Annotated in this window: 19 protein-coding genes; 12 read left to right on the top strand and 7 right to left on the bottom strand. The window is 71.0% G+C overall.

The features are described from left to right. Positions 1 to 26: 26 nt before the first annotated feature. A complete protein-coding gene (locus tag QSK25_RS39160) occupies positions 27 to 776 on the bottom strand; it encodes a PIG-L family deacetylase (RefSeq protein ID WP_285646026.1) in 750 nt (249 codons plus the stop codon). A gap of 96 nt (positions 777 to 872) precedes the next feature. On the opposite strand from QSK25_RS39160, the gene QSK25_RS39155 reads away from it, so the two are divergent. Continuing rightward, the gene (locus tag QSK25_RS39155) at positions 873 to 2105 is read left to right on the top strand and encodes a glycosyltransferase (RefSeq protein ID WP_285646024.1); all 1233 of its coding nucleotides are present in this window, start codon (positions 873 to 875) and stop codon (positions 2103 to 2105) included. Positions 2106 to 2156: 51 nt separating this feature from the next. On the opposite strand, the gene QSK25_RS39150 is transcribed toward QSK25_RS39155, so the two are convergent. Beyond that, positions 2157 to 3944 (bottom strand): S8 family peptidase, encoded by a 1788-nt coding sequence (locus tag QSK25_RS39150; RefSeq protein WP_285646157.1) that lies wholly within the window; start codon positions 3942 to 3944, stop codon positions 2157 to 2159. 191 nt (positions 3945 to 4135) lie between these two features. On the opposite strand from QSK25_RS39150, the gene QSK25_RS39145 reads away from it, so the two are divergent. Continuing rightward, the gene (locus QSK25_RS39145) at positions 4136 to 5062 is read left to right on the top strand and encodes a LuxR C-terminal-related transcriptional regulator (protein WP_285646022.1); all 927 of its coding nucleotides are present in this window, start codon (positions 4136 to 4138) and stop codon (positions 5060 to 5062) included. 73 nt (positions 5063 to 5135) lie between these two features. Then, positions 5136 to 5705 (top strand): hypothetical protein, encoded by a 570-nt coding sequence (locus QSK25_RS39140; RefSeq protein WP_285646020.1) that lies wholly within the window; start codon positions 5136 to 5138, stop codon positions 5703 to 5705. A gap of 110 nt (positions 5706 to 5815) precedes the next feature. Here QSK25_RS39140 and QSK25_RS39135 read toward each other — a convergent pair whose 3' ends face one another. Further along, positions 5816 to 7693: a S41 family peptidase gene (locus QSK25_RS39135; protein ID WP_285646016.1), complete on the bottom strand. Its 1878-nt coding sequence runs from the start codon at positions 7691 to 7693 to the stop codon at positions 5816 to 5818. Positions 7694 to 7811: 118 nt separating this feature from the next. On the opposite strand from QSK25_RS39135, the gene QSK25_RS39130 reads away from it, so the two are divergent. Both QSK25_RS39130 and QSK25_RS39125 read left to right on the top strand, forming a co-directional pair. Then, entirely contained in the window at positions 7812 to 10205 is a 2394-nt protein-coding gene (locus QSK25_RS39130; RefSeq protein WP_285646015.1) for a hypothetical protein, read from the top strand. Between the two features lie 13 nt (positions 10206 to 10218). Then, positions 10219 to 10812, top strand: a complete 594-nt coding sequence (locus tag QSK25_RS39125; RefSeq protein ID WP_285646013.1) for a superoxide dismutase family protein — start codon at positions 10219 to 10221, stop codon at positions 10810 to 10812. A gap of 11 nt (positions 10813 to 10823) precedes the next feature. Here QSK25_RS39125 and QSK25_RS39120 read toward each other — a convergent pair whose 3' ends face one another. Further along, positions 10824 to 12113 carry a helix-turn-helix domain-containing protein gene (locus tag QSK25_RS39120; protein WP_285646010.1) on the bottom strand — a complete coding sequence of 430 codons (1290 nt, stop codon included), beginning with the start codon at positions 12111 to 12113 and terminating at the stop codon, positions 10824 to 10826. A 141-nt stretch (positions 12114 to 12254) separates the two neighbouring features. Here QSK25_RS39120 and QSK25_RS39115 point away from each other — a divergent pair, with 141 nt between their 5' ends. From QSK25_RS39115 to QSK25_RS39105, 3 genes are all read left to right on the top strand, one after another. Then, positions 12255 to 14861, top strand: coding sequence for a type 2 lanthipeptide synthetase LanM family protein (locus tag QSK25_RS39115; RefSeq protein WP_285646008.1), 2607 nt, complete (start codon positions 12255 to 12257; stop codon positions 14859 to 14861). After that, a complete protein-coding gene (locus tag QSK25_RS39110; protein ID WP_285646006.1) occupies positions 14858 to 15046 on the top strand; it encodes a hypothetical protein in 189 nt (62 codons plus the stop codon). Before QSK25_RS39115 ends, QSK25_RS39110 begins: the two co-directional genes overlap by 4 nt. A gap of 69 nt (positions 15047 to 15115) precedes the next feature. Then, positions 15116 to 17983, top strand: coding sequence for a helix-turn-helix transcriptional regulator (locus QSK25_RS39105; protein ID WP_285646004.1), 2868 nt, complete (start codon positions 15116 to 15118; stop codon positions 17981 to 17983). Positions 17984 to 18028: 45 nt separating this feature from the next. Here QSK25_RS39105 and QSK25_RS39100 read toward each other — a convergent pair whose 3' ends face one another. Then, positions 18029 to 18808 (bottom strand): SDR family NAD(P)-dependent oxidoreductase, encoded by a 780-nt coding sequence (locus tag QSK25_RS39100; protein WP_352236880.1) that lies wholly within the window; start codon positions 18806 to 18808, stop codon positions 18029 to 18031. Positions 18809 to 18963: 155 nt separating this feature from the next. Between QSK25_RS39100 and QSK25_RS39095 the strand changes: the two genes are divergently transcribed. Genes QSK25_RS39095 through QSK25_RS39085 form a run of 3 tightly spaced genes read left to right on the top strand, consistent with a single transcriptional unit; the run spans position 18964 to position 21994 of the window. Next, entirely contained in the window at positions 18964 to 19947 is a 984-nt protein-coding gene (locus QSK25_RS39095; RefSeq protein ID WP_285646000.1) for an efflux RND transporter periplasmic adaptor subunit, read from the top strand. Next, entirely contained in the window at positions 19947 to 20666 is a 720-nt protein-coding gene (locus QSK25_RS39090; RefSeq protein WP_285645998.1) for an ABC transporter ATP-binding protein, read from the top strand. Before QSK25_RS39095 ends, QSK25_RS39090 begins: the two co-directional genes overlap by 1 nt. After that, complete coding sequence (locus QSK25_RS39085; RefSeq protein ID WP_285645997.1) at positions 20666 to 21994, top strand: ABC transporter permease; 1329 nt, start codon at positions 20666 to 20668, stop codon at positions 21992 to 21994. Before QSK25_RS39090 ends, QSK25_RS39085 begins: the two co-directional genes overlap by 1 nt. Positions 21995 to 22106: 112 nt before the next feature. Here the strand turns inward: QSK25_RS39085 and QSK25_RS39080 are convergent, their stop codons facing one another. Further along, positions 22107 to 22892: an aldo/keto reductase gene (locus QSK25_RS39080; RefSeq protein WP_285646155.1), complete on the bottom strand. Its 786-nt coding sequence runs from the start codon at positions 22890 to 22892 to the stop codon at positions 22107 to 22109. Positions 22893 to 22944: 52 nt separating this feature from the next. Further along, positions 22945 to 23709 carry an SDR family NAD(P)-dependent oxidoreductase gene (locus tag QSK25_RS39075; protein ID WP_285645996.1) on the bottom strand — a complete coding sequence of 255 codons (765 nt, stop codon included), beginning with the start codon at positions 23707 to 23709 and terminating at the stop codon, positions 22945 to 22947. Positions 23710 to 23792: 83 nt separating this feature from the next. On the opposite strand from QSK25_RS39075, the gene QSK25_RS39070 reads away from it, so the two are divergent. Beyond that, on the top strand, positions 23793 to 24230 hold the full coding sequence (locus tag QSK25_RS39070; protein WP_285645995.1) for a MarR family winged helix-turn-helix transcriptional regulator: 438 nt from the start codon (positions 23793 to 23795) through the stop codon (positions 24228 to 24230). The last annotated feature ends 3 nt before the right edge of the window (positions 24231 to 24233 follow it).

Raw genomic sequence — 24233 nt, 5'->3', positions numbered from 1 at the left:
CGTCCCCCTTTCCGGTCCCCGAAGGACTAGAGATCCAGGGCGTTCGCCGGTCCGTGGCCCGCGCGGATGAACGACTCGGTGCCGAACGCGTGCGCGAACGTCGGCTCGTCGAGCGACAGGAAGAACGAGTCCTCGGTGATCTGCGAGGCGTGCGCGCGCATCGCCTTCCGCTTGAGCCCGAGGTATTCGGTGACGTCGACGCTGACGTTGATCTCCGACTCCGGCACCGCGCCCTCGCCGAGCGGCGGCGGTTCCTCGATGCCCGCCATCCGGAACGCCTCGCGGAACTCCGACTCCCGCACCATCGCCTGGTAGACGACGGGGGTGCCGGCGATCTCCGCCGCGCGCATGCCGACGCGGTGCACCTGGATGTGGTCCGGGTGGCCGTAGCCGCCGAAGCTGTCGTACGTCGTGAGCACGCGCGCGTCCTCCTCGCGCAGGATCGCCGCCAGCTTCTCGGCCGCTTCCTCGACGTCCGCGGTCCAGAACGAGCCGGGACGGGCGTTCAGCTCGTCGCCCATCATCCCGGAGTCGCGGTAGCCCAGGAACTCCACGCGCGCGACGCCCAGCAGGTCCGCCGCGGCGTGCGTCTCCACGACGCGCCGCTGCCAGAGCTCCTCGCCCTCGGCCAGGTCGTCCGGTACCTCTCCGGCCTCGCCGCGCGTCGCGACGACGAGCACGACCCGGTGCCCCTCGTCGTGCGCCTTGCGCATCACGCCGCCGGTCACGATGCACTCGTCGTCGGGATGGGCGTGGAACGTCACCAGTGTGGCCATGGCCTCGACGTTACCCGGCGGTGGAATCTCGCCAGTCGCCCGCGCTCCCGCGGTTCCCTAGGGTCGGAATGAAACCTAGGACGCGGGGAGGAAGTAGTGCGCGTGTTGTGCACCGTCGCGTTCTCGGCCGCCCACGCGCACACGTCACTGCCCCTCACCGCCATGCTCGCCTCGCTCGGCCACGAGGTCCTGGTGGCGGGTCCCGGGTCGGTGCTGCGCGGCCTCGCCGACGAGCCGGTCGCCACCGCGCCGGTGTTCCCCGAGGTCGTCGACCAGCTCGCCGACCTGCTGCAGGGCGAGGTCCTGACGCTCCCGGCGGACTACGACCCGTTCTCCGACGAGATGATCGTCGAGCTGGCGGCGGGCCCGCACATCGCGGCGGCCGTGGAGGCGTTGCTGCCGGTGGCCGCGGAGTTCCGGCCGCACCTGGTGTTGCGGGAGGGCATCGAGTTCGCGGGACTGCTCGTCGCCGAACGGCTCGGCATCCCGCACGTGACGGCGCCGACGGGCGTCGGGCAGTACGTGGACCGGCTGACGTTGCTGAACGCCCTGAACGAACGCCGAGCGGAACTGCGGCAGCCGCTGCACGAGTCCCTCGACTCGGCGCACCGGTACGGGCGGCTCGACTCGGTGCCGCCGGGCTACTCGTTCGCCCGCCAGCCGATGCCGCCCGCGTTCGCGTTCCAGCAGCCCGCCCAGCACAGCCCTGGCGAACGGCTGCCGCAGTGGCTCGCCGACCTCGACCCGGCGCGGCCGCTGGTGGTGGCCTCGACCGTCGCGTCGGGCGGGGTGTTCGAGTCCGAGTCGGCGCTGGGCCTGTTCGACTTCGACGCGTTGCCCGTCCAGGCCCTGGAACGCTCGCCGCTCGCGCACCTGGAGGCGATCGCGCGTGGTCTGTCCGCTGTGGACTGCGAGGCGGTGGTGCTCACGGGCGGCCTGCCGGTGGAGTCGGCGGCGCCGAACGTCCACCTGGTGGACGAGCTCCCGCAGGCGTTGCTGTTGCAGGGCGCGGACCTGCTGGTGTCGCACGGCGGGTACAGCTCGGTGCGCGAGGCCATGCGGGCGGGCGTGCCCATCGCGGTGCTGCCCGTGCTGCACGACCAGATGCACAACGCTCATCGCGTCAACGACCTCAAACTCGGTGTCAGGGTTCAGGACTTCCAGGCCGCGGCCGTCGCCAGGGCGTGCGAACACGCGTTGGGCAGCGACGACGTCCGGGCCGGGGTGCGGCGCGCGCAACGGCACGTGCTCGGTCTGCCGTCGCTGCGGGACGTCGCGGGCTACCTCGAACGGATCGTGCACCGCAACCGCAAGAGGGTCAGCACGTGAAAGGGCGGCGCCCCCGCAGGGAAGGCGCCGCCCCTCGGCGAACTCGTGGAGCTATCGCAGGGTCAGGTTCCAGGAGTTGATGTACCCGGTGTCACCGGAGTACACGTCCTGGACCCGCAGCTTCCACGTGCCCGCCGCGACCTCGGACGAGGCGTTGACCGTGTAGGTCGCCACCACGTTGTCGGCACTGTCCGAAGTGGACGAGTTCTTCAGCCGGTAGGCGGTGCCGTCCGGCGCGACCAGGTCGATCACCAGGTCACCGCGGTAGGTGTGGACGATGTCCACGCCGACCTTGGTGGTGGAGGAGGCGTTGCCCGACAGCGTCGAGGTGATCGACGACGTCACGGCCGCGCCGCGGTCCGGGATGGCCACGTCGGTCGTGTTCTCCAGGCCACCGGAGGGCGGCGGCGTGGTGTCGACGGCCGCGACGGTCTTGGCCGCGTCCGCGAGGCCCGCGCCACACCCGCCGGAGCAGGTGCCCGGCAGCGGACGGGAGTTCGTCTTGATCAGGTCCTTGATCTGGGCCGGCGTCAGCGAGGGCTTCTTGGCGACGAGCAGCGCCGCGAGGCCCGCGATGTGCGGGGCCGCCATCGAGGTGCCCTGGTAGGGCTTGTAGTTCTCGGCACCGGGGGTGGTGGTGCCCGCGTTCAGCGTGGACCAGATGCCGTTCTCCGGCGTGGTGATGGTGCCGGGGGTGTCGGTGCCGCGCCGGGTCTCGCCACCGGGGGCGGCGATGTCGATGCGGGTGCCGAAGTTCGAGTAGAACGCCTTGTTGCCCTCACGGGAGGAGGCCGCGACGGTGATGACGCCGTTGCAGTTCGCCGGGGTGAAGTTGGCGACGTTCATGTTCGAGTTGCCCGCCGCGACGACGACCGTGGTGCCGCGGTTGATGGCGCCGTTGATCGCGTTCTGGTAGGTCGTGGAGCAGGACGACTGACCGCCCAGCGACATGTTGATGACCTTGGCGACGTTCTGGTTCGCGGGCACGCCGCTCACCGTTCCGCCGGACGCCCAGGTGATCGCGTCGGCGATGTCCGAGGTGGCGCCACCGCACTTGGCGAGCACGCGCAACGGCTGGATCTTGGCGTCGTAGGCGATGCCCGCGATGCCCTTGCCGTTGTTGGTGGCCGCGGCGATGGTGCCCGCGACGTGCGTGCCGTGCCAGGACGACCCCTGGTCGGACGGCGGGACCGGCTGGCCGTTGGCGTCCGTGCCGCACTCACCGCGCGCGGTCCAGTCACCCTCGTCGGCCGGGTTGGAGTCGCGGCCGTTGTTGTCGCGGGCACGAGCCGAGTCGGAGACGAAGTCGTACCCCGCGACGACCTTGGACGCCAGATCGCTGTGCGCGACGTAGCCGGTGTCGATGACCGCGACGGTCACGCCCGCACCGGTGGAGCTGGACCACGCACCGGGCACGTTCATGCCCGCGGTGGCCTCGAACAGGTCCCACTGCCGGGAGTACTCGGTGTCGTTCGGGTCGGCGAACGGCTGCATCAGCAGGTCCGGCTCGACGTAGGCGACCTTCGGGTCGTTCTTGAACGCCTGGATCGTGTTGTCCGCGTTCGTGGTCTTCGACCCGAGGTCGACGACGACCGCGCCGCTCGACATGCGGCGGTGCACGGACTTGCCCTTCTTGCGGGCGTCGTCCGTGGCAGCGGAGTCGGACGAGGCTTCGGCGGTGCCCGGCTTGTAGCCGACGATCAGTCGCTCGAAGGGACGGTTCACCTGGGTCGAGTCCGGCTGGGACTGGATCTGGGCGGGGGCAGCGGTCGCCGATGGGGCGACAACGCTGAGCACGGCGGCGGAAACTGCCGCGGCGCACACACTCGTGCGTCGCATCTTGTTCACGTGAGGTCCTTCCACGCAGGGCCTTCGCGTGCCGTTGAGGGCGTCAGGGTTCTGAACCGGCTGCGGAGGTGGAGGGACCGTAAGTCGCGTCACACCTGCGAAAACAGGTCTAGCCGAGTCCGATAAACGACACTGGCGTGTTCACGACAGGGGTACTGCGCTGAATGGCGCACAATATGGCCGTGTTCGGACACCTGGGCGTTCCGCCGGAGCTGACCGTCGTTTACGAGCTTCTGGTAACGGGCGGAAGCCGCACGACGGAGGAAATCGGCGTTTCCGGTGCGCTGCTGGAGCAGATGCGGGAGCTCGGGCTCGTGCGGCACCTGCCCGGCGACGTCTGGCAGGCCGTGGCACCCGACCTCGCCGTGGAGGCGCTGATCGCGGCACGGGACGAGGCCCACCGCCGGGCACGCGCGGACGTCGGCCCGATGATGGAGCTGTACCTGCGCAACCGCGACGAGGAACTGGCGGACAACGCGTTCGTCGAGGTGATCTCCGGCGTGGACGCGGTCCGCGAGCTGTGGCACACGTTGCTGCGTGGCGCCCGCGAGGAGGTCTGCGTCCTCGACCAGCCGCCCTACGTGACGCCGCTGGGCCAGCACGTCGCGCTGGAGGACGAGACGCGGTCGCGGGACGTGCAGTGGCGCGTCGTCTACGACCGCTCGGCCGTCGACCTCCCCGGCCGCGTCACGGAGATCATCGAACTGGTCGCGGCCGGCGAACGCGCGCGCGTCACGCCGACGCTGCCGTTCAAGCTCGCCGTGATCGACGCGCACGCCGCCGTGCTGCCCGTGGTGAACGGCGACGTGGTGGACAAGGTGCTGCTGATCCGCCCGTCGGCGTTGCTCGACGTGCTGCGGTCGACGTTCGAGCTGTACTGGGACAAGGGGATCCCGTTCAGCCCCGGCGGGATCTACGCGGCGGCGGCCGACGTGGACCCGAACCTGCTGGGGTTGCTCGCGGCGGGGCTGACCGACGAGTCGATCGCGCGGCAGCTCGGGCTGGCGCCGCGGACCGTGCAGCGGCGGGTGCGGCAGCTGATGGACCGGTGCGGGGCGCAGACGCGGTTCCAGGCGGGGGTGCAGGCGATGCGGCGGGGCTGGTTGTAGATCAAGAGGCAACCTCCGGTGATCTTGCGGCGTCTCACTGTGTGCAAGCAGGTACTCACCAGGGGGATTCAAAATGCGCATGCGCAAGGTGATGGCGGCTGCCCTGACGGGCCTCGCGTTGATCGGGCTCGCGGGAACGGCGACGGCGTCGCAGGAGTCGACGTGGCCGCCGAAGGACGTCACGCCGGTCGTCAAGACCAAGGCGGAGCTGGAGCAGCTGGCGGCCGGGTTCACCGCCCGCCAGCAGGAGACCTACCCGCGGATCTTCCGCTCCTCGAACGTCACGCTGTCGCCGTGGGGCGGCGAGTCGCCCGGCTCCATCAGCGACGGGCAGCAGTACCTGACCAGCAGCGGCTCCTACGAGCGCAAGGGTGTCCAGACCCAGGTGTTCGTCCAGGTCAACGCGCCGGGCTTCTTCCAGACGTCGCCGGAGCAGCTGTGCGAGCGCAACGCCTGCACCGGCCAGGTGCGGGACGGCCGGGGTGGGCTGACCGTGTTCACCGAGAACACCGTGCACGGCATCACGATCGCGTGGAACTACCGCCGCAACGGTGAGGTCGTGTGGGCGCAGAGCTGGGCTCAGGACTCGAAGGCGCAGGTGGCGGCCGTGGCCTCCGACCGCGCCTACTCCTTCACCCGGTAGCGGGTGCGGGTCAGCTGACCTCCACCGCGGCGCCGCCCGGCGGGCGGCCCGGCCGGTGACCAGAGAGCGGGCGCTTCCGGTCGTGGAAGCTACCGGAAGCGCCCGCTCGGTCAGCTGGCGACCTTGCGCGCGGCCACCAGCCGTCCGTCCGCGAAGCCCTCGACGCGCACCTCCTGCCCGGTCGCGGTCAACGTCGCGGTGTGCGCGCCGTCGGTCACGTCCAGCGAGGTCATCGGGCGGCCGTCGACGTAGACGTCCACCCGGTCGAGGTTCACGGTGTCCAGGGAGACGGTCGTGCCCGCGACCGCCACGCCGAGCCTCCGCACCGGCAGCTCTCCCAGCAGCTCGCCCGCGCGGGCGAGCAGGTCCTTGTTGCCCTCCAACAGGTCCGTGCGCGTCACCTTGTGCTGGTGCGTCGGGCGCACGCCCAGGTCCTCCACCGGCGTGCCGGCGAGCTTGCCGACGCGCAACGTGCGGCGGATCGACACGCGCATGTTCGCCTTGTTGGGCAACGGTTTGTACGGCGACTCGGCGTCGATCGGCGCCGGGAGCCTCAGCAGGGTCATCAGAAGCCCGTGCGTCCACACGTTCGCGCCGCCCGCGCCGGTGTTGTCGTCCACGCCGAGGATCGGGCCCAGCTCGTGGTCGGCCCAGCCCGCGGCGAAGATGTCGGTGGCCGAGTAGCAGCGCGCGTCGGTGATCAGCACGACCGGGCCGTGGTAGGTCTGGCCCACCGCGTTCGCGCCGTCGACCGGCGTGATCGTGTGCGAGCAGGAGAACGCCTGGCCCGTCTCCGTCGAGCTGTCGAGGGACGGGAACCACGGGCCCAGGTCGATCTGGCCGGTCGGGTCCTCCGCGTGCCGGCGGCAGATGCGCAGGTTCAGCGGCGTGCTGAGGAACTGCACGGGTTCGGGCTGGATCGGGCGCGGCGTCATCGTCTGGAGCAGGAACTCCGACGCGAAGATGTGGCCGCCGCCGTTGTCCCGCACGTCGACGATGAGTCCGTTCTGCGGCAACAGGGACGCGAGGCGGACGAACTCCGCGAGGAACGCGTCCGGGTCGTCGACGCTGAACGTGAAGATCCGCAGGTGCCCGAACGTGCCGGACGGCGTCACGACGGGACGGGCGCGGAACACGCCGGGCATCGTCGTCGGCACGTCCTGCGCGGCCATCGCGACCGCTCCCCCGGCGGCCTCCGCCTGCACGACCTTGGGCGCGTGCAACAACTTCTTCGCGCGGGCCTTCTCGTCGGAGTCGAGGTCGACGCCCTGCGCGGCCGCCGCCGGGCTGAGCGAGTCGACGTCCGTCATCGGCGGCAGGTTCTCGGTGACCTGCCAGTCGACCCGGATCTCCTCTGCCGCACCGGTCTCGTCGCGGTAGCTGACGACGACCCAGTCCTCGTCGGGCGGGAGCTGGATCACCAAGGGGCGCAACGTGAGCGACTCCAGGCCGCGGGCGAGGTTGGCCGCCGTGTTGCTGCCCGCGAAGATCGCGCCGTTCAGCGCGACCGCGCGCGCGATCGGGGTGCCGTTCCAGTGCGTCACCTCGGCGCCGACCGCAAGCCCGTCGAAGTCCGCGACCGTGCGGGCGACGACGTACTGCTCCGTGCCGTCGGCGGCGAAGCAGCGCTCCAGCTGGAACGGCAGGAAGGCGATCCTGCCCGCGAACGGCGCGGGCAGCAGGTAGTTCGTGTGCAGGTCGCGCACCGAGTGGAAGGTGCTCGACAGCTCGCGGTGGAACTGCCACTCGGGTTCGGCCGAGGCGTCGGTCTGCCGTTCGAGTCTGGCTCTGAGCACTCTGAGTCTCTGCACCGGGTTCACGGCGTGCATGGCGACTTTCAGAGGCAGGTGCGCGTAGTTCTGCTCGAGCAGGACCAGCGCCTGGTCGACGATGAGCTTGCGCTGCGCCAGCGTGAGCGTGCCCGCGGTGGCGAGGAACTCGGCCAGGCCGACGGAGTTTGCGACGTTCGGGTGAGCGGTTGCGGTCATGGTGGGGCCTCCTTGCTCAGTAGAGGCTTCGAAGGCGGTCTGGATACACCTTTTTCACCCGTTCGGCCGCTAACCGGAGCAGTTTTCGGGACGACAACTGGAGTAAAGGGGAGGCGCCATGTCCGCACGCGTCCTGGAACTTCGCATACACGGGGTGAACAACACGCCACCGGACGCGATGCTGGGCCTCCCCGATCACGCCGTGGAACAGTTCCGCGGGGACCGGTTCGGCAGCTTCTGGCGGCCGAACCCGGACAAACTCGCCGAACTGCCACCGGATCACGCCGGTCAGGTGCCCGCAGGCGTGCGGCGCGAGGCGTATTCGTGGGGCGGCATGGCGCGCAGCACTCCCGGGGTGCCGGGCAGCGGGGTGCCGTCGGTGCTCGCGAACGCCTTGGGGCGCGTGGGATGGGCGCTGCTGCTGCCGTTCGGGCTCGCGAACGTCGCCTACTGGTCCCGGAAACTGCCCGACGGCTCGTACACAGGCGCGCGCCGGATGGCGTGGTGGAACGCCGGGCGCGGGGCGGCGTCGACGCGGCTGTTCGGGCTGGGGCTGACGGTGTTGCTGGTGCTCGCCGTGTGCGAGGTGGCCATCGACGTCTTCGCGGTCCAGTGTTCGCTGCCGGACGTGACGTGCAAGCGGGTGCCGGAGTTCCTGGACGTGCTCGGGGATCCCGCGCGGCACGTCCGGGTGCTGGCCGCGTCCGCCGTGCCGCTGGTGCTGTTGCTCGGGTTGCTGGCGCTGACGTCGTTGTCGCGCAGCAGGTACGAGTCGGCGGCGGCGCGGGTGGAGCCGGCACCGCGGGACGGCGTGGTGCTCAGCCGCAGGTCGATGTGGGAGGGCAGTCCCCGGATCCGGCGGCTGTCGCGGCTGCACATCTCGGCCGGGTGCTGCGTCGTGGTGCTGGTGACCAGCACCGCGTTGTGGCAGCACGGGTTCTTCGCCGTGATGACCGTGCTGGCCGGCGTGGTGCTCGCGGTCGTGACGGCACGGGTCGTGGTGACGACGGCCGACTGCCCGGACGTGCCGACGCGCGAGAAGGGCGGGCTGTGGTCGTGGCTGCTGATGGTCGCGGCCGTGGTCGTGCTGGCGGTGCACGGGTTCGGGTTGTACCTGGCCGAGCCCGCTTTCGACGGCCCGCTGTGGCTCACGTCGTGGGGTCCGCCGGTGGTCGTCGTGGCGTTGCTCGGGTCGGTGATGGCGGCGTGGTCGTGGCGGCGCAACGACGCCAAGGGGCCGTTGGTGCTGCTGGTGTTGTTCGTGGCGTTCATGGTCGCCACGTACTGGGTTCCGCTCGCCTGGGTCGGTGCCGCGGTGTTCGGCGGGGCGCTGGCGTGGCGGGCGCGACCGCGGGCCGGGGACGAGTGGCAGGCGTGGCGCGGAGCCGGGCCCGGTGTGCTGCTGGGGTTGTCGTTGTTGACGTCGGTGATGCTGTCCTCGGTGCTGGTGCTGACCTTCCGGGGCTGGGTGGGCACCGGGCTGGTCGTGCCGTCGTTCTACTCGTGGTTCTCCGCCGCGTTCGCGTGTGCGCTGGTACCGCTGGTCCTGCTGGTGCTCGCGCAGGCGTTCGTGTTGCTGTCGCGGCTGATCACGCCCGCGGTGCTGGACGGCGACGCCGACGCGCTCGTCGTGCGGGTGCGGCACGTGGTGGCGGTGGCGCACCGGGCGGAGAACGTGGCGGGCGCGCTGTCGTTGCTGGGCGTGCTTTCCCTGCTGCTGACGACCTACCTGACGTTCGCCGCGCCGTCGTGGGCGTCGTGGTGGGGCGTCGCGTGGGTGGTCGGCAAGGGCGACTGGGTGACCGGGCTCGCGGGCGTGGCGGTGGTCGGGTCGTTCGTCGGGGCCGGGATGCTGACGAACCGGCGCCCGCTCGGGCTGGTGTGGGACCTGATGTGCTTCCTGCCGCGCACGGCGCACCCGTTCGCACCGCCCTGCTACGCGGAACGCGCGGTGCCCGAGATCGCGGACCGGTCGCGGGAGTTCCTGGACTCCTCGCCGGAGAACCGGGTCGTGCTGTCGGCGCACAGCCTGGGCGCGGTGCTGGCCGTCGCGGCCCTGTACGCGTTGCCCACCGGCTACTTGCGACGGACGCAACTGCTGACGTACGGCGTGCAGCTGAGGCCGTACTTCGGGCGGATCTTCCCGGAACTGCTGGGTCCCGCGGTGCTCGGCGTGCCGCCGGTGCGGGCGGGCGCGATGTTCTCGTGCGATCCGTGGGGGCGTGCGCCGGGATCTTCTCCCGGGGGCGGGCTGTCGGAGTTGCTCGGGAAGAGCTGGCTCAACCTGTGGCGCCGCACCGACTACCTCGGGTTCCCGGTGCACGGCTGGGACGACAACCCGCGCGACCGCCGCGCCGGCGAGACCGACGGTGCACCGGACGCGGTGGAGACCCACGGCGGCTACCACCTGTGCGCGGCCTACCGGCAGGCGTTCGCGGACCTCGTCTCGATTGATCTGAACCAGTCGCCCGATCGTGGACGTGGAGGGGGTGGGAACCTGGAACGCAGTTGAACCAAGGAGAGACATGCGCACGTCTGTGGCGACCCTCGCGGGTGCCGTTCTGCTCATCGGCGGGCTGGCCGCCTGCTCGTCGTCGCCCACCGCTCCCCCGGCCGCGCCGCCCGCTCCGGCGATCAAGCCGATCGCCGAGACGTCGGTGGCCGCCCCCGCCGCGACCGGGAACCAGCCCGCGGGCGTGACCTACGACGTGGCCCGCATCCCGGTGGGCGCCAAGCTCTCCACGGGCTCGTCCGTCACAAGTGGACGGACCGCCGTCGAGCTGACGGTCTCCGGCCTGCTGCCGAACACGAAGTACGGCGCGCACGTGCACACCAAGCCGTGCGGTGCCAAGGGAGCCGACGCGGGCCCGCACTACCAGAACCAGAAGGACCCGGTGTCGCCGAGCGTCGACCCGGAGTACGCCAACGCGGAGAACGAGATCTGGCTCGACTTCACGACCGACGCGTCGGGTGCCGCGACCGGCAAGGCGAGCGTGCAGTGGGAGTTCCGCAAGGGCGAGGCCAACTCCGTGATCGTGCACGCCACGCACTCCAGCACCGAGCACGGCAAGGCGGGCACCGCCGGTGACCGCCTCGCCTGCCTCACCGCTGCCTTCTGAACGGCGTCTTCCTAGACCGGCCAGCTCAGGGCCACTCCCGCGGAGAGGTGTGGCCCTGACACCGGTTCCCGCACGGCCGCGCGCACGAGGTTCAGCACCTCGTACCGGGGTCCGGCGCGGCGGACGAGGCCCCGCAGGCACAGCTCCCTCATCGGCCCGCCGTGCCCGCCGTCCTCCCCTTCGGCCAGCCGGGCCAGCAGCGCACGCCCGTCTTCGTCCAAAGTGGACAGCGAGCGGCGCAGCGAGTCCCGCAGGTGGGCCGACGTGGGGTCGAGCGGGTTGGACCGCAGCCGTTCCAGCAGGTGCTGCGGCGAGTAGACCATGAACCACCCGGCCGCGAACTCCAGCGCCGACGGCAGGCCGTCCAGTTCGTGCACCAGTCCCGTCAGGGCCGCCTGGTTGGCGGGCTCCGGCCGGAACGCCGGCCGCACCCGGTGCACGTGCGTGAGCAGCAGCTTGACCGCCGCGTCGTCGCCCAGCGCGCCCAGTGGGAACAGGTGCTCGCCGGGCAGGCCGGTGGGTTCCAGTGCCGTGACGACGATCCGCAGGCGCGGGTGCGCCTCCAGCAGGCGCGGGTCGGGCCGCTGGTCGGTGACGAGGACGGTGTTCTGCTCGTCGTCGACGGACGGGTTCGCCTGCGCCGGGTGCCACAGCACGGACCAGCCGTGCCGGAAGTGCAGTTCGCCCGCGACCTCCAGGGCGAGGCGCGTCTTGCCCACGCCGCTGACGCCGGTGATGGTGATCAGCCGCCGCGCGACGTCGAAGGGCGCGCCGAACACGACCCCGGCCACGTCCCGGGCACCCGTGCCACGCGCACCGCCGGAGCCGACGTCCTGCCGGCCACCCGCACCACCGGAGCCGACGTCCTGCGGGCCGCCCGCGCCACCACGCGCACCGCCGGCACCACCTCTGACGTCCCGAAGGCCGTCCGCGCCACCGCTCACGTCCAGGCCGCCAGGAGCCCCCACCCCGGGCCGTCCTTCCGTGAGCAACGCCATCAGCGCCGCCGTCTCCGCCTCACGTCCCACGATCACCCCGGACGACCCGGCCGGCGCGGGCGGTGCCACGGCGGTGCGTCCCGCCGCCCGTCCCCCCGCCTGCTGCAGGTCCGCGCGGCTGCCCTCGTCGAGCCTCAGGCCGTCGGCGAGCAGTCTCACCGTCTCCGCCCTGGGCGAGCGGGTGCGTCCGCACTCCAGGTCCCGGATCGCCCGGACGCTCACCATCGCGAAGTCAGCCAGCTGCTGCTGGGTGAGGCCCGCGCCGATGCGATGCGTGCGCAGCAGTTCTCCGAACTCCCTCATCCCGTTCCCTCCCTCGACGTCGAGTCTCGGGCCGATCGGGCGGCAATACATGGGTGGCGATCCCCCATATTCACCTCACCCACCTAAATCTGGGGGGTTGGTCCCCATGTGCCGCGCGCCCGCGCATGCGACGTTGACCGGGTGACCTCCGCGGCCGAGACCAGCACCGGCGAGAGCTGGACAGCGGCGTTCGCCCACGCCCTGAGCCCGCTGATCGACGCGTCCAGGGCCGAGGTGGCGCCGCCGTTCGACGCCGCGTTCGCCGAGCAGCTCGGCACGCGGCTGGTCGGCATCGCGGCGCGCACGCTCGTGCTCGAACTGCACCGCGCGAAGCCGGCGCTCACGAGCCCGACCAGCGAGGAACGGTTCACCGAGTTCACCCGCACGCTGAACCTGTCGGCGATCTTCACCCGCTACCCGGTGCTCGCGCGGCTCCTCGCGCAGGCCTGTGAGCAGGCGGTGTCCACGCACCACGAGCTGGCGTCGCGGTTCACCCGTGATCGCGGGCGGATCGTCCGCACGATCTTCGCGGGCCACGACCCCGGCGCGCTGGTGTCGGTCGAGTCGGGCCGGGGTGACGCGCACCAGCAGGGCCGGACCGTGGCGATCCTGACCTTCGAGACCGGCGCGAAGCTCGTCTACCGGCCGCGGCCGATCGGGCTGCACACGCGGTTCCAGGAACAGCTCGACTGGCTCTCCACGCGGACCGGAATCACCTTCCGCACCCCGAGGCTCCTCCCCCGCGACGGCTACGGCTGGCTCGAGCACATCCCGTACGAGCCGTGCGCGGACGTGGCCGGGGTCGCCGAGTTCTACCAACGGCTCGGCGCGCTGCTGGCGTTGCTCTACGCGGTCGACGGCACGGACATGCACTACGAGAACCTCATCGCGTGTGGTGACCAGCCGGTGCTCGTGGACGTCGAAACGCTCTTCCACCCCACTCTCACGCCGGACACCGATCCGGCCGCACGGGCGTTGGTCGACTCTGTGCACCGCACGGCTCTGCTGCCGCACGTGTTGCTGGGTGACAACGGCGTCGCGGACGTGTCCGGGGTCGGCGGCGACCGCGGCGTGCTGTCGCCGACCGACGCCGTCGACTGGGCCGATGCTGGAACGGACCGGATGCGCCTGGTCCGGCGTCCCAAGACGGCGAGCGGCGCGGCCAATCGGCCGGTGCTGGACGGCGTCCACGCCGAGCCCGCCGACTACCAGGACTCGCTGCTGGCCGGGTTCCAGACGGCCTACGACGCGATAGTCGCGCACAGGGACGAGTTGTTGCGGCTCGTCCGGAAGTGCGCCGACGAAGAAGTGCGGTTCATCGCGCGCGCGACACGGCAGTACGCGCGGCTGCTCGACGAGTCCACGCATCCGTCCGTGCTCGCCGACGCGCTCGACCGCGATCTGGCGTTCGGCGTGCTGGTGGTGGACGATCCGCTGCTCGACCGGCTGGTGCCGTTCGAGGTGTCCGACCTGTGGCGCGGCGACGTGCCGCTGTTCACGTGCAGGCCGGGTTCGACCGACCTGTGGACCGCGTCCGGGCTCCGGCTGCCGGGGATGCTGCCGGAGCCCGGGCTGCACGCGGTCACCCGCAAGGTCCTCGCGATGAGCGAGGTCGACCGGCACGACCAGCAGTGGGTGATCACGGCGTTGCTGGCCTCGCGCCCGCGACCGGTGTCTCACCACAGCGGTGTCCCCGTCGCGGCCCACGCCGCACCCGTCGACCCCGACCCGGCCCGGCTGCTGTCGGCCGCGTGCGGGATCGGGGACCAGATCCTCGCGCACGCCGTCACCGGCAGGGACCGGGTCAACTGGCTCGGCCTCGAACTCGTCGACGACCGGCACTGGACGGTGCAACCGCTCGGCGCGAGCCTCACCAACGGCTACACGGGTGTGGCGCTGTTCCTCGCCGAACTGGGGGCGCTCACCGGTGCCGCGCGGTACGTCGACTTCGCCCGCGACGCCCTGCGGCCGTTGTCCGCGCTGCTGGACCTGTTCGCGGCGGAACCGGAACTCGTCGCGGCCGCGGGCGGCGGGATCCACGGCCTGGGCGGCATCAGCTACGGCCTCGCGCGCCTCACGCCGTTGCTCGGTCTCGACCCGGACCTGCTCACGCGGGCGGTGTGCCTGATGCCCCGGGAGGACTCGTCGTGCAGCGTCGTGGACGGCGTGGCGGGCGCGCTGGCCGCCATGCTCGCCGTCGGAACGCCCGAAGCGCTGGAACTGGCCGATCACTACGCCTCTACTTTGCGTAGGTCCTTCACCACCGCAAGCGGTTTCGCGCGCGGCCGTGCGGGTGTCGGATGGGCGCTGAAGCGTTACGCGGCAACGGTTCGTGACGAACCGTCTCAAATGGCTGCACGCGATCTCCTGGAGTGCGACGCGCTCGACCCGACCGACACCGGCTGGTGCACTGGCCTCGCCGGCGTCGCCCTCGCGCGCGACGACGAACGCCTCGCCGGACTGCTCGCGTCCCGGGAACCGTTGCGGGACATGAGTCTCTGCCACGGCGAGCTGGGCGTGGTCGAGGCGCTGGCCGCCCACCACCCGAGCGCCGCGACCCGGCGCACGGCGTTGCTGCTGGGAGCGTTGGAAGAAAACGGACCGCACTGCGCGACGCCCGGTGGTGTCCCCTCACCCGGACTGCTGACGGGCCTGGCCGGCATCGGCCACGGTCTGCTGCGGCAAGGGTTCCCGATCCCGTCCGTGTTGTTGCCCCACCCACCCCGAGAAGAGGAGCACTCCCGATGAACGAGTCCCTGCACCGCACCGCCGACCAGCACGAACCGGCCGAGGACGCGATCGGGGAGATGGAGCTCGCACCCAAGACGTTCGCGGGTGCGCGCGCCCGTGCGCTGATGGGTCTGACGATGGCGATGAGCGCGTTCGTGGCGATCACCCCAGCCATCTCGGACACGACGGTGAGCGACAAGTAAGAAAGTTTCACCCCGAATACGCCTGGGCAGCCGATAGGGAACCTGTCCAGGGAACGTTAGGGTCCAGACATGCAGACCCGAGCCCCCCACGTGGTCGGCCGTGATCGTGAGGTCACGGCCATCACGGGGGCACTCGGCCAGACGCGCGAGTCCCGCGGTGGCGCCGTCTTCCTCACCGGGGAGGCGGGCATCGGCAAGTCGCGGCTGGCCAGGTTCGCCGCGGGCCAGGCCTACGACGCGGGCATGCGGGTGCTCAAAGGACGCGGCACGACCATCGGCCCGATGGTGCCGTTCCGGCCGATCGCGGAGGCGTTGCTGGGCCTGTTCCGCGGCGATCCGCCGGACGACTCGGCGCTCGGGCCGTACAAACCGGTGCTGGGCACGCTGATCCCGGACTGGCACGACCACAGGTCCACGACCGAGTCGGTCGTCGTGCTGGCCGAGGCGGTGCTGCGGCTGCTCGCGTCGGTGGCGCGCAAGACGCCGTGCCTGCTGGTGCTCGAGGACCTGCACGAGGCCGACGCGGAGACGCTCGCGGTGGTCGAGTACCTCGCGGACAACCTGGAGGACCAGCCGGTACTGCTGCTGGCGACGATCCGCACCGAACCCGGTCACGCGCTGGAACTCGTGCACCGGATGGTGCAACGCGGCTCCGGCGGGCTGCTCGAACTGCACCGGCTCTCGCAGGACGAGGTGGGGCGGATGACGTCCGCCTGCCTGGACAGCGACCTGGTGCCGGCCGAGCTGGTCGATCGCTTGTGGACGGACAGCGCCGGGAACCCGTTCGTCATCGAGGAACTGCTGCACGGCATGGTCAGCGGCGGCCTGCTGGTCGCGGGCGCGCAGGGCTGGCAGGTGCTGGGTTCGCTGAAACTGCCCGTGCCGGCGGCGTTCGTGCGCAGCGTCGCGCACCGCACCGACCGGCTGGGGCCGCAGGGCCGCGAGGTGCTGTCCATCGCGGCCGTGCTGGGGCACCGGTTCCCGCTTTCGGTGGTGCAGAAGGTGACCGGGACGGACGACCGGGCGTTGCTCAGCCACCTGCACGCCGGGGTGGCCGCGCAGCTCGTGACGCCGGACGAGCCCGCGCCGGACTGGTACGCGTTCCGGCACCCGCTGACCGCCGACGCGCTGCTGGCGCAGCTCACCCCGGCCGAGCGCGTGGACCTGTCGGCGCGCACGGCGGACGCGATCGAGGACCTGCACCCCGGCCTGCCCGGTGACTGGTGCCCGCTGGTCGCGAAGCTGCGGTTCGACGCCGGTTCCCGCGCGCAGGCGGGACTCCTGTTCGCCGAGGCGGGCAAGCGGGCGCTGACCGGTGGTGCCGCCGTGTCGGCCGTCGCGTTGCTGGACCGCGCCCAGGACCTGCTGCAGGACTCCTGCGCCGCACGGGCCGAGGTGCTCGACACGTTGCTGCCCGCGTTGGCCGAGACCGGCGACTTCGAACGCGCCTTCGCCCTGGAAATCGGTGACCTGCAGGGCTCCCTGCGCGCGAAGGTCCACACGCGACTGTCCAGGGTGGCCTACCTGGCCGGGTGGTTCACCGAGGGTGCGGAGCAGGTCCGGATCGCCAGGACGTTGCTCGGCCCGGACGCTCCGGACGACCTCACCGCGCAGCTGGACGTCAACTCCGCCTACCTGGCGCTGAACATCGCGAGCGCGGACCGGATCTCGTCGGCGGCGGGCCTCGCGCGGCAGGCGGCGCTCGCGGCCGACCGCGCCGGGTTGCCGATGGTGGCGTGCGAGGCGTGGCAGCTGCTCGGGATCATCGCGCGGGAGCAGGACATCGACGAGGCGAACGCGTGCTTCAGCAAGGCGCTCGCGCTGGCCGACGAGCACCAGCTGCCGATCCAGCACGTCTACGCGCTCGTCCGGCTGGCGGGCAACGACTGGCTGCGGCACGGCAGCACGGCGTCGCTGGACCGCACGCACGCCCAGGCGTGCCGGGTGGGCGCGATCACGGTGGCGCACAACGTGGACGCGATCCTCGCGCTGCAGTCGGTGCTGACCGGCGACTACGCGGCGGCCGCCGGGCAGATCGACCGGTGCCTGCGCACGACGACGCGCCTGCGGTTCCACGCCCTGACCCGCTACCTGCTGATGGCGAAGGCCGTGCTGGCCGCGCACCAGGGCGACCGCGCCGGGACCGACGACGCCATCGGCGAGTTCGAGGCCGTGGCGAAGAGCGGCGCGCAGGAGTACCCGCTGTGCTTCGGCCTCGCCCGCGCTTTCTGCGCGTTGCTGGAGGAGAACCACGGCCTGGCGATGACCGAGCTCGACCGCGCGCTCGACCTGGAATCGCAGAACCCCTCGACGTTCCACCTGTCCGGCACGCACGGGCTGCGCGTGCTGCTCGGCGTGCTGGACGGCCGGTTCGACTGGCCGCAGTACGACGAACTGACCGCGACGTCCGCCGCCGCGATGCGCTGGAACCGTCAGTTCACCGACCTCGCGCACGCGGTGCTGCTGGGCCGCGGCGGGCGGTTCGACGAGGCCCTGGAGGCGTTCGAGCGCGCCCAGGAGGCCGCCGCGCCGTACCCGCTGGCCCGGCACCTCGGTCTGCGGCTGGTGGCGGGTTCGGCGGCCGGGTGGGGGGATCCGGTGGCGTGGCTGCGCTCGGCCGAGGAGTTCTTCCACCAGGCGACGGTGCCCGCGGTCGCGTCGGCGTGCCGGGGGTTGTTGCGGCAGGCGGGAGTGCCGGTGCAGCAACGGCGCAGCGGCACCGACTCGGTGCCGGCCCAGCTGCGCGGGCACGGCGTGACGGTGCGCGAGTTCGAGGTCTTCGTGCTGCTGGCTGACCGAATGGGCAACAAAGCGATCGGCACGCGCCTGCACATCTCACCGCGCACGGTGGAGAAGCACGTGGCGTCGCTCATCGCGAAGACGGGCCAGCCCGACCGGGAATCCCTGTCCGCGTACGCCGCCGCGCTCGGCCGCTGAGTCCGGCGCGACGGCGTCACGCCGAACCCGCGAGCGCCCCGGTCGTCACTGCTCGGCTGACCCGGGCTCGGTCATGGTGCGCATCATCCTCGCCTTCACGGTGTCGGGCGCGACCTTGCCCGCGATGGCCTGGACCTTGTTCTTGAGCGAGCCCGCCACCACGTGGTCGTCGCCCTTCATCAGCGCCTCGAAGCCCTGCCGCGCCACCTCGGCGGGATCGTCCTTCTCCCCGGTGGCGACCAAGGTGTCCTGCATGCCCGCCCGGTCGAAGAACTCGGTGTCGGTCGGGCCCGGCATCAGCGTGGTGACGCTGACCCCGGTGTCGCGCAGTTCCTCCCGCAGCCCCTGCGCGAACGACGCGAGGAACGCCTTGGAGGCGGCGTAGACGGAGTGGAACGGGCCCGGCGCGGTGGCAGCGATGGACGACGTGAAGAGCACCCTGCCCTGCTTGCGGTCCACCATGTCGCCGATCAGGCGGTGTGCCAGGTGCACGGAGGAGCGGACGTTCAGGTCCACGATCTCCAGGTTGTCGCCGAGCGAGGTGTCGCGCACGAAGTCCCCGCCGACGCCGACGCCCGCGTTCACCGCGAGCACGTCGACGGGACGTCCCATCGTGCGGATCCGCGCGACGAGCGACTCCACCCCCTCGTAGGCGCGCAGGTCCGCACGCACCGGTTCGACCCGCACACCTCCGCTGCGCAGCCGCAGTTGCGCGGCGGTGTCGTCCACCCTCTCGTCCTCGGCCACGACGACGACGTCAAAGGCGTTGTCCGCCATCACCTTCGCGAGTTCGTAACCTATACCGCTCGTTGCACCGGTTACCACGGCAAGCGCATTCACAGGTGTTCTCCTTCCGGCTCACCGGCTGGTTACCCATGACCGGCAGGTCGATGCGACATCGGCCGAAAGTCCGATGCAACCTCCCCGAGGTATCAGGTGTCCTTATCGGTAGGTTGGCTGAAACGACATGGGGGACATTCGTGCGCAAATTCGTTCTCGCGCCGCTGTGCGCGCTGGTCACGGTGAGCGTGGCTGCGTGCAGTCCGTCAGGTCCGGACCAGGCCAATCCGGAACTGGCACCGCGCGGCACGCAGATGACCAAGGTCAAGCCCACCAAGCAGGACCTGACGACGAAGCTCAGCATCGCGGGCAAGGTCGAGATGAACCCGACGTTCGGGCTCGTCGCGCCGGTCGCGGGGCAGGTCAGGTACTTCGACGTACCGGCACCGAACGGCACGCCGACCAGGCCGATCCGGGTCGCGACGGTGTGGAAGGACCAGACACCGAACTACGTCGAGGCCCCGGCGGGGTCGACGTTCAGCGGCAGGCTGGTGGACGACAAGGCGACGGTGACGGCGGGCATGCCGATCGCGTCCGCCAAGCACGTCGGGTACGCGCTCGTCGGCGACATCGACGGGCAGCAGGCGTACAAGATCAACGGCGCGCTGACCGACGTGACGGCGCAGATCAAGAACGGCCCGGGCCCGTTCCCGTGCACCGTGCTCGGCACGATCGCCGCGCTGCCGTCCGGCACCATCCCGGAGAAGCCCCCGGTGACGCCGGACACCAAGGACGGCGAGAAGAAGGACCAGCCGCAGCAACCGCAACAACCCCAGCAGCAGCCCAGTTCCTCGACGGGTCTGCGGATCGTGTGCACGGCGCCGGCGGACGTGCAGATGATCAACGGCGCCACCGCGTCGATCGAGGTCACCACGGGCAAGTCGGCACAGGCGCTGGTCGTGCCGGTCGAGGCCGTGGCGGGACAGCAGGGCAAGGGCAAGGTCGACGTGATCGCGCAGGACGGCTCGCGCCGCACCACCGACGTGACGCTGGGCCTGACCGACGGCAAGGTCATCGAGATCAAGTCGGGTCTCACCGGTGACGAGGAACTGGCCGTGCCGGGGCCGAACCTGCCGGAGGGCCAGCAGCAGGGCGGCGACCAGAGCAAGCCGACGGGACCGTGATGACGCAGTCCTTCGACCAGCCGACCGTGCAGGTGCAGCCGGCCCAGGCGCCGCTGTTGCAGCTCACCGGGATCACGAAAGTCCTGAAGGGCCAAGGCGAACCGCGGACGATCCTGTCCGGTGTGGACTTCACCGTGCACGCGGGGCAGAGCGTCGCCATCCTCGGCCGCTCGGGTTCGGGCAAGTCGACGCTGCTGTCGTTGATCGGCCTGTTCGACAAGGCCGACGAGGGCCAGTACCTCTTGCACGGCAACGACATCACGAAGCTCGCCGAACGCAGGGCCGCGGCGTTGCGCAGCGCGGAGTTCGGGTTCGTCTTCCAGCGCTTCTTCCTGCTCAAGCACCTCACCGCGGCGCAGAACGTGGCGATGGCGCTGGTGAACGGCCAGGGCTGGTCGTCGCGGCGCAAGCGCAAGCAGCAGGTGGAGGAGGCGCTGGAGCAGGTCGGCATCGCGCACCTGTCGAAGTCCAAGCCCAGCAGGCTTTCCGGCGGTGAGCAGCAGCGCGTCGCGATCGCCCGCGCACTGGTGCGGCAGCCGCGCATCATCCTCGCCGACGAGCCCACGGGCGCGCTCGACACCGAGACCGGCAACCTCGTCGTCGAGGTGCTGCTCAACACGACCAGGCAGGGCTGCGGCCTCGTGCTGGTCACGCACGACCACGACCACGCGCGCAAGATGGGCCGCGTGATGGAGCTGCGCGACGGGCGGTTCAACTGATGCTTTCCGGCAAGTTCCGGTCCGCCGTGGTCATCGGCGGACAGGGCATCCGCGCCCGCAAGCTGCGCACGTTCCTGTCGATGGTGTCGCTGTTCCTCGGCGTCCTCGCGGTCGTGGCGGTGCAGGCGGGCTCCGAGATCGCCGAACGGGCGATGCTCACCAACATCGAGCTCCAGGCGGGCAAAGACGGCACGATCATGGGCTACGTCCCCGGCGAGAAGGGCGCGCCCGGCATCGTCGAGTCGACCCTGAAGGGCCGCACCGACGCCGTCGCGATGATCAGCTCGCGCGCCGTCATCGGCGAGCCGGGTGTGCGCCCCGTCAACGAGGGCGGCATGCCGTTCGAGTACGCGGGCCGCGGCGGCGACTACGGCGGCCCGATGGTCTACTGCGACGCCAACGGCACCTGCACCGAGCAGAAGCAGCAGGAGAAGAAGCCGGCCGGCCAGGCCATCGAGGTCGGCCTGGTGGCACTGACCGGCGACATCCGCCCGTTCAAGCCGTTCCGCCCGGTCTCCGGCAGCTGGCTCGAGTTCGGTTCGACGCCTTCACTGGCTCCGCGCATCGTGCTGAACGAGGAGGCCGCCAAGGGTCTCAACCAGTACCGCGTTCCGGGCGAGATGATGGTCGACGGCGCCACGCACCACATGACGCCGCAGATCCTCGGCGTCGTCACCGACGGCTACAGCCAGCCGCGCGCCTACATGCGCCTCGACGAGCTCCGCACCTGGATGCCGTCCAGCGTCGAACCCAGCGAGGTCGACAAGTTCCGCGGCGGCGGCACGAGCCTCGAGCTCTACCTCGAGCCTGGCACCGACGACCTCCAGCAGTTGCTGAAGTCGAAGATCGTGGCCGCGGGCGTGGCGCAGGAACAGCTGCACTTCCAGGTCGTGAAGTCCAAGGAGAACATGGAGTCCGAGCTGAGGATCATGCGCCTGATCTTCCTCGGCATGGCCTTCATGGTGCTGCTGATCGGCGTCGCCGGCATCCTCAACGTCGGCCTCGCCACCGTCGGCGAACGCGTCGAGGAGTTCGCGCTGCGCCGCGCGGTCGGCATGTCCCGGCTGCTGCTCGCGGGCATCGTGCTCGCCGAGACGTTGCTGACCGGCCTGTTGACAGCCGGGCTGGCGATCGGCACCGGAGTCGCCGGGCTGCACGTCGCTTTGATGATGTTCGGCAGCCGGTTCCCGTCGCTGGAGGGGACGACGTTCCCCTGGGAGGCGGGCGTCGCCGGGGTGATCGCGGGTCTGGTCGCGGGTGTGCTCGGCGGGTTGATCCCGGCGATCCGGGCGGCGCGGATCCCGATCGCGACAGTCATGCGGGCCTGAGTGCTGTGGCCGTCGAACCGGGGGTTCGACGGCCTCCGTGCTTTCGGCTCGTCGCCGGCGAAGCCCCGGACCGCGGAGATGCGGTCCGGGGCTTCGCGCTGTCCGGCGAGAACTAGTTGAGCTCGTCCGGGTTCGGGCCGATGCGGCCGCCCCGGTCCAGCCCCGCGATCGCCTCCACCTCGGCGTCGGCCAGCTCGAAGCCGAACACGTCGAAGTTCTCCTGGATCCGCGACGGCGTCACGGACTTCGGGATCACGACGTTGCCGATCTGCAGGTGCCAGCGCAGCACGACCTGGGCCGTGGACTTGCCGTGCGCCAGCGCGATCTTCTGCACGACCGGGTCGGTCAGCAGGTCACCGCCCTGGCCGAGCGGGGACCAGGCCTCGGTCTGGATGCCGTGCTGCGCGTTGAACGCGCGCACGTCGGCCTGCTGGAAGTACGGGTGCAGCTCGATCTGGTTGACCGCGGGCGTGACGCCGGTCTCGTCGATCAGGCGCTGCAGGTGCGCGGGCTGGAAGTTGGAGACGCCGATCGCGCGGACGCGACCCTCCTTCTGCAGCTCCACGAACGCCTTCCAGGTGTCGACGTAGTTGTCGCGCGCCGGGGTCGGCCAGTGGATCAGGTACAGGTCGAGGACGTCGAGGCCCAGCTTGGTCATCGACGCGTCGAAGGCGCGCAACGTCGAGTCGTAGCCGTGGTCGTCGTTCCACAGCTTGGTGGTGACGAACACTTCGTCACGGTCCACACCGGACTGCGCGATGGCCGCGCCGGTGCCCGCCTCGTTGCCGTAGGCGGCGGCCGTGTCGATGCTGCGGTAGCCGGCCTTCAGCGCCTCCGCGACGGCCGTGGTGGCCTCCGCGTCGGGCACCTGCCAGACGCCGAAGCCGAGCTGGGGCATGACGACGCCGTTGTTGAGCTTCACGGTGTTCAAAGCGAAATCCTTACTGTGATCAGGGAATCAGCGTCGGTGCGGTGCCGCCGTCGACGCGCAACGCGGCTCCGGTCGTCGCGGACGACAGGTCCGACGCGACGTAGGTGATGAGGTTCGCGACCTCGTGGGGGCGGATCAGACGGCCCAGCAGCAACGTGGGACGTTCGGTGCGGACGAACTCCGCCTCGCCGCCGTCGCCGACGCGGTCGCGGATGAACTCCTCGACGCCGGGCGTCAGGGTCGGGCCGGGCAGGACCGAGTTCACGGTGACGCCGGTGCCCTTGACCTCCTGGGCCATGCCGCGCGAGATCGCGATCTGGGCGGTCTTCGTCATGCCGTAATGGACCATCTCGGTCGGCGTGAAGACGCCGGACTCGCTGCTGACGAAGATCACCCGGCCCCAGCCGCGCTCGACCATGCGGGGCGTGTAGTGCCTGGCCAGGCGGACGCCGGACATGATGTTGGTGTCGAAGTAGCGCTGCCACTCGGCGTCGTCGATCTCGAAGACCGGCTTCGCGCCGTAGATGCCCAGGTTGTTGACGAGCACGTCGACGTCGGGCACCTGCTCGACCAGCGCCGCCGCGCCCTCGGCGGTGGCGAGGTCCGTCGCGACCCCGCGCACGTCACCGTGACCGCTGAGCTTGCCGACGGCCTCGGCCACGGTCTCCTCGCTGCGGCCCGTGACGACGACCGCGGCACCCGCCTTGAGCAGGCCCTCCGCCGCGGCGAAGCCGATGCCGGCGGTGGAGCCCGTCACAAGTGCCGTGCGTCCCGACAGATCCATGTCTCTCCCCGGTAGACTTGTTGAAGACGATTACAAGCGTACGCAATAGTTGCACACGCTGTCTATTCGAGAAGGGTTGACCTATGTCACTGGACGACGACGCCGTCCAGGCGCGCGCGCAGGGCTGGCGGACGCTCGCGGCGTTGCACGCCCGCATCGAGGACCGCCTCGAGCGCGCGTTGCAGAAGGCCCACGAGCTCTCCGTCAGCGAGTACACCGTTCTGGACGTCCTCAACCGTCAGGACGGCTTCCACCTCCGGATGAACCAGCTGTCCAACGCCGTCGTGCTCAGCCAGTCAGCCACGACCCGGCTGGTCACGCGACTCGAGGACCGCGGCCTGCTCGCCCGCTACCTCTGCCCCACCGACCGGCGCGGCATCTACACCGAGGTCACCGAGAAGGGCCACGCGCTGCTCGCCGACGCCCGCCCCACCCACGACGAGGTCCTCGCGCAGTCGCTCGCCGAGGCCACCGAGACGCCCGAGCTGAAGCCACTCGTTGAGGCGCTCGCCAAGCTGTAGGAC

Source organism: Lentzea sp. NBRC 102530 (genome assembly GCF_030269365.1).
Classification (GTDB): domain Bacteria; phylum Actinomycetota; class Actinomycetes; order Mycobacteriales; family Pseudonocardiaceae; genus Lentzea.
Note: the sequence above shows the minus strand (reverse complement) of the source record. Positions and strands in the feature narration are given on the sequence as shown.

What these genes read in the sequence shown, in the direction of transcription:
- QSK25_RS39120 (WP_285646010.1), bottom strand. Translation starts at nt 12,113, where the DNA reads ATGAGGGAGTTCGGAGAACTGCTGCGCACGCATCGCATCGGCGCGGGC.
- QSK25_RS39110 (WP_285646006.1), top strand. Translation starts at nt 14,858, where the DNA reads ATGAACGAGTCCCTGCACCGCACCGCCGACCAGCACGAACCGGCCGAG.
- QSK25_RS39150 (WP_285646157.1), bottom strand. Translation starts at nt 3,944, where the DNA reads ATGCGACGCACGAGTGTGTGCGCCGCGGCAGTTTCCGCCGCCGTGCTC.
- QSK25_RS39085 (WP_285645997.1), top strand. Translation starts at nt 20,666, where the DNA reads ATGCTTTCCGGCAAGTTCCGGTCCGCCGTGGTCATCGGCGGACAGGGC.
- QSK25_RS39125 (WP_285646013.1), top strand. Translation starts at nt 10,219, where the DNA reads ATGCGCACGTCTGTGGCGACCCTCGCGGGTGCCGTTCTGCTCATCGGC.
- QSK25_RS39130 (WP_285646015.1), top strand. Translation starts at nt 7,812, where the DNA reads ATGTCCGCACGCGTCCTGGAACTTCGCATACACGGGGTGAACAACACG.
- QSK25_RS39160 (WP_285646026.1), bottom strand. Translation starts at nt 776, where the DNA reads ATGGCCACACTGGTGACGTTCCACGCCCATCCCGACGACGAGTGCATC.
- QSK25_RS39135 (WP_285646016.1), bottom strand. Translation starts at nt 7,693, where the DNA reads ATGACCGCAACCGCTCACCCGAACGTCGCAAACTCCGTCGGCCTGGCC.
- QSK25_RS39090 (WP_285645998.1), top strand. Translation starts at nt 19,947, where the DNA reads ATGACGCAGTCCTTCGACCAGCCGACCGTGCAGGTGCAGCCGGCCCAG.
- QSK25_RS39105 (WP_285646004.1), top strand. Translation starts at nt 15,116, where the DNA reads ATGCAGACCCGAGCCCCCCACGTGGTCGGCCGTGATCGTGAGGTCACG.
- QSK25_RS39140 (WP_285646020.1), top strand. Translation starts at nt 5,136, where the DNA reads ATGCGCATGCGCAAGGTGATGGCGGCTGCCCTGACGGGCCTCGCGTTG.
- QSK25_RS39070 (WP_285645995.1), top strand. Translation starts at nt 23,793, where the DNA reads ATGTCACTGGACGACGACGCCGTCCAGGCGCGCGCGCAGGGCTGGCGG.
- QSK25_RS39080 (WP_285646155.1), bottom strand. Translation starts at nt 22,892, where the DNA reads ATGCCCCAGCTCGGCTTCGGCGTCTGGCAGGTGCCCGACGCGGAGGCC.
- QSK25_RS39075 (WP_285645996.1), bottom strand. Translation starts at nt 23,709, where the DNA reads ATGGATCTGTCGGGACGCACGGCACTTGTGACGGGCTCCACCGCCGGC.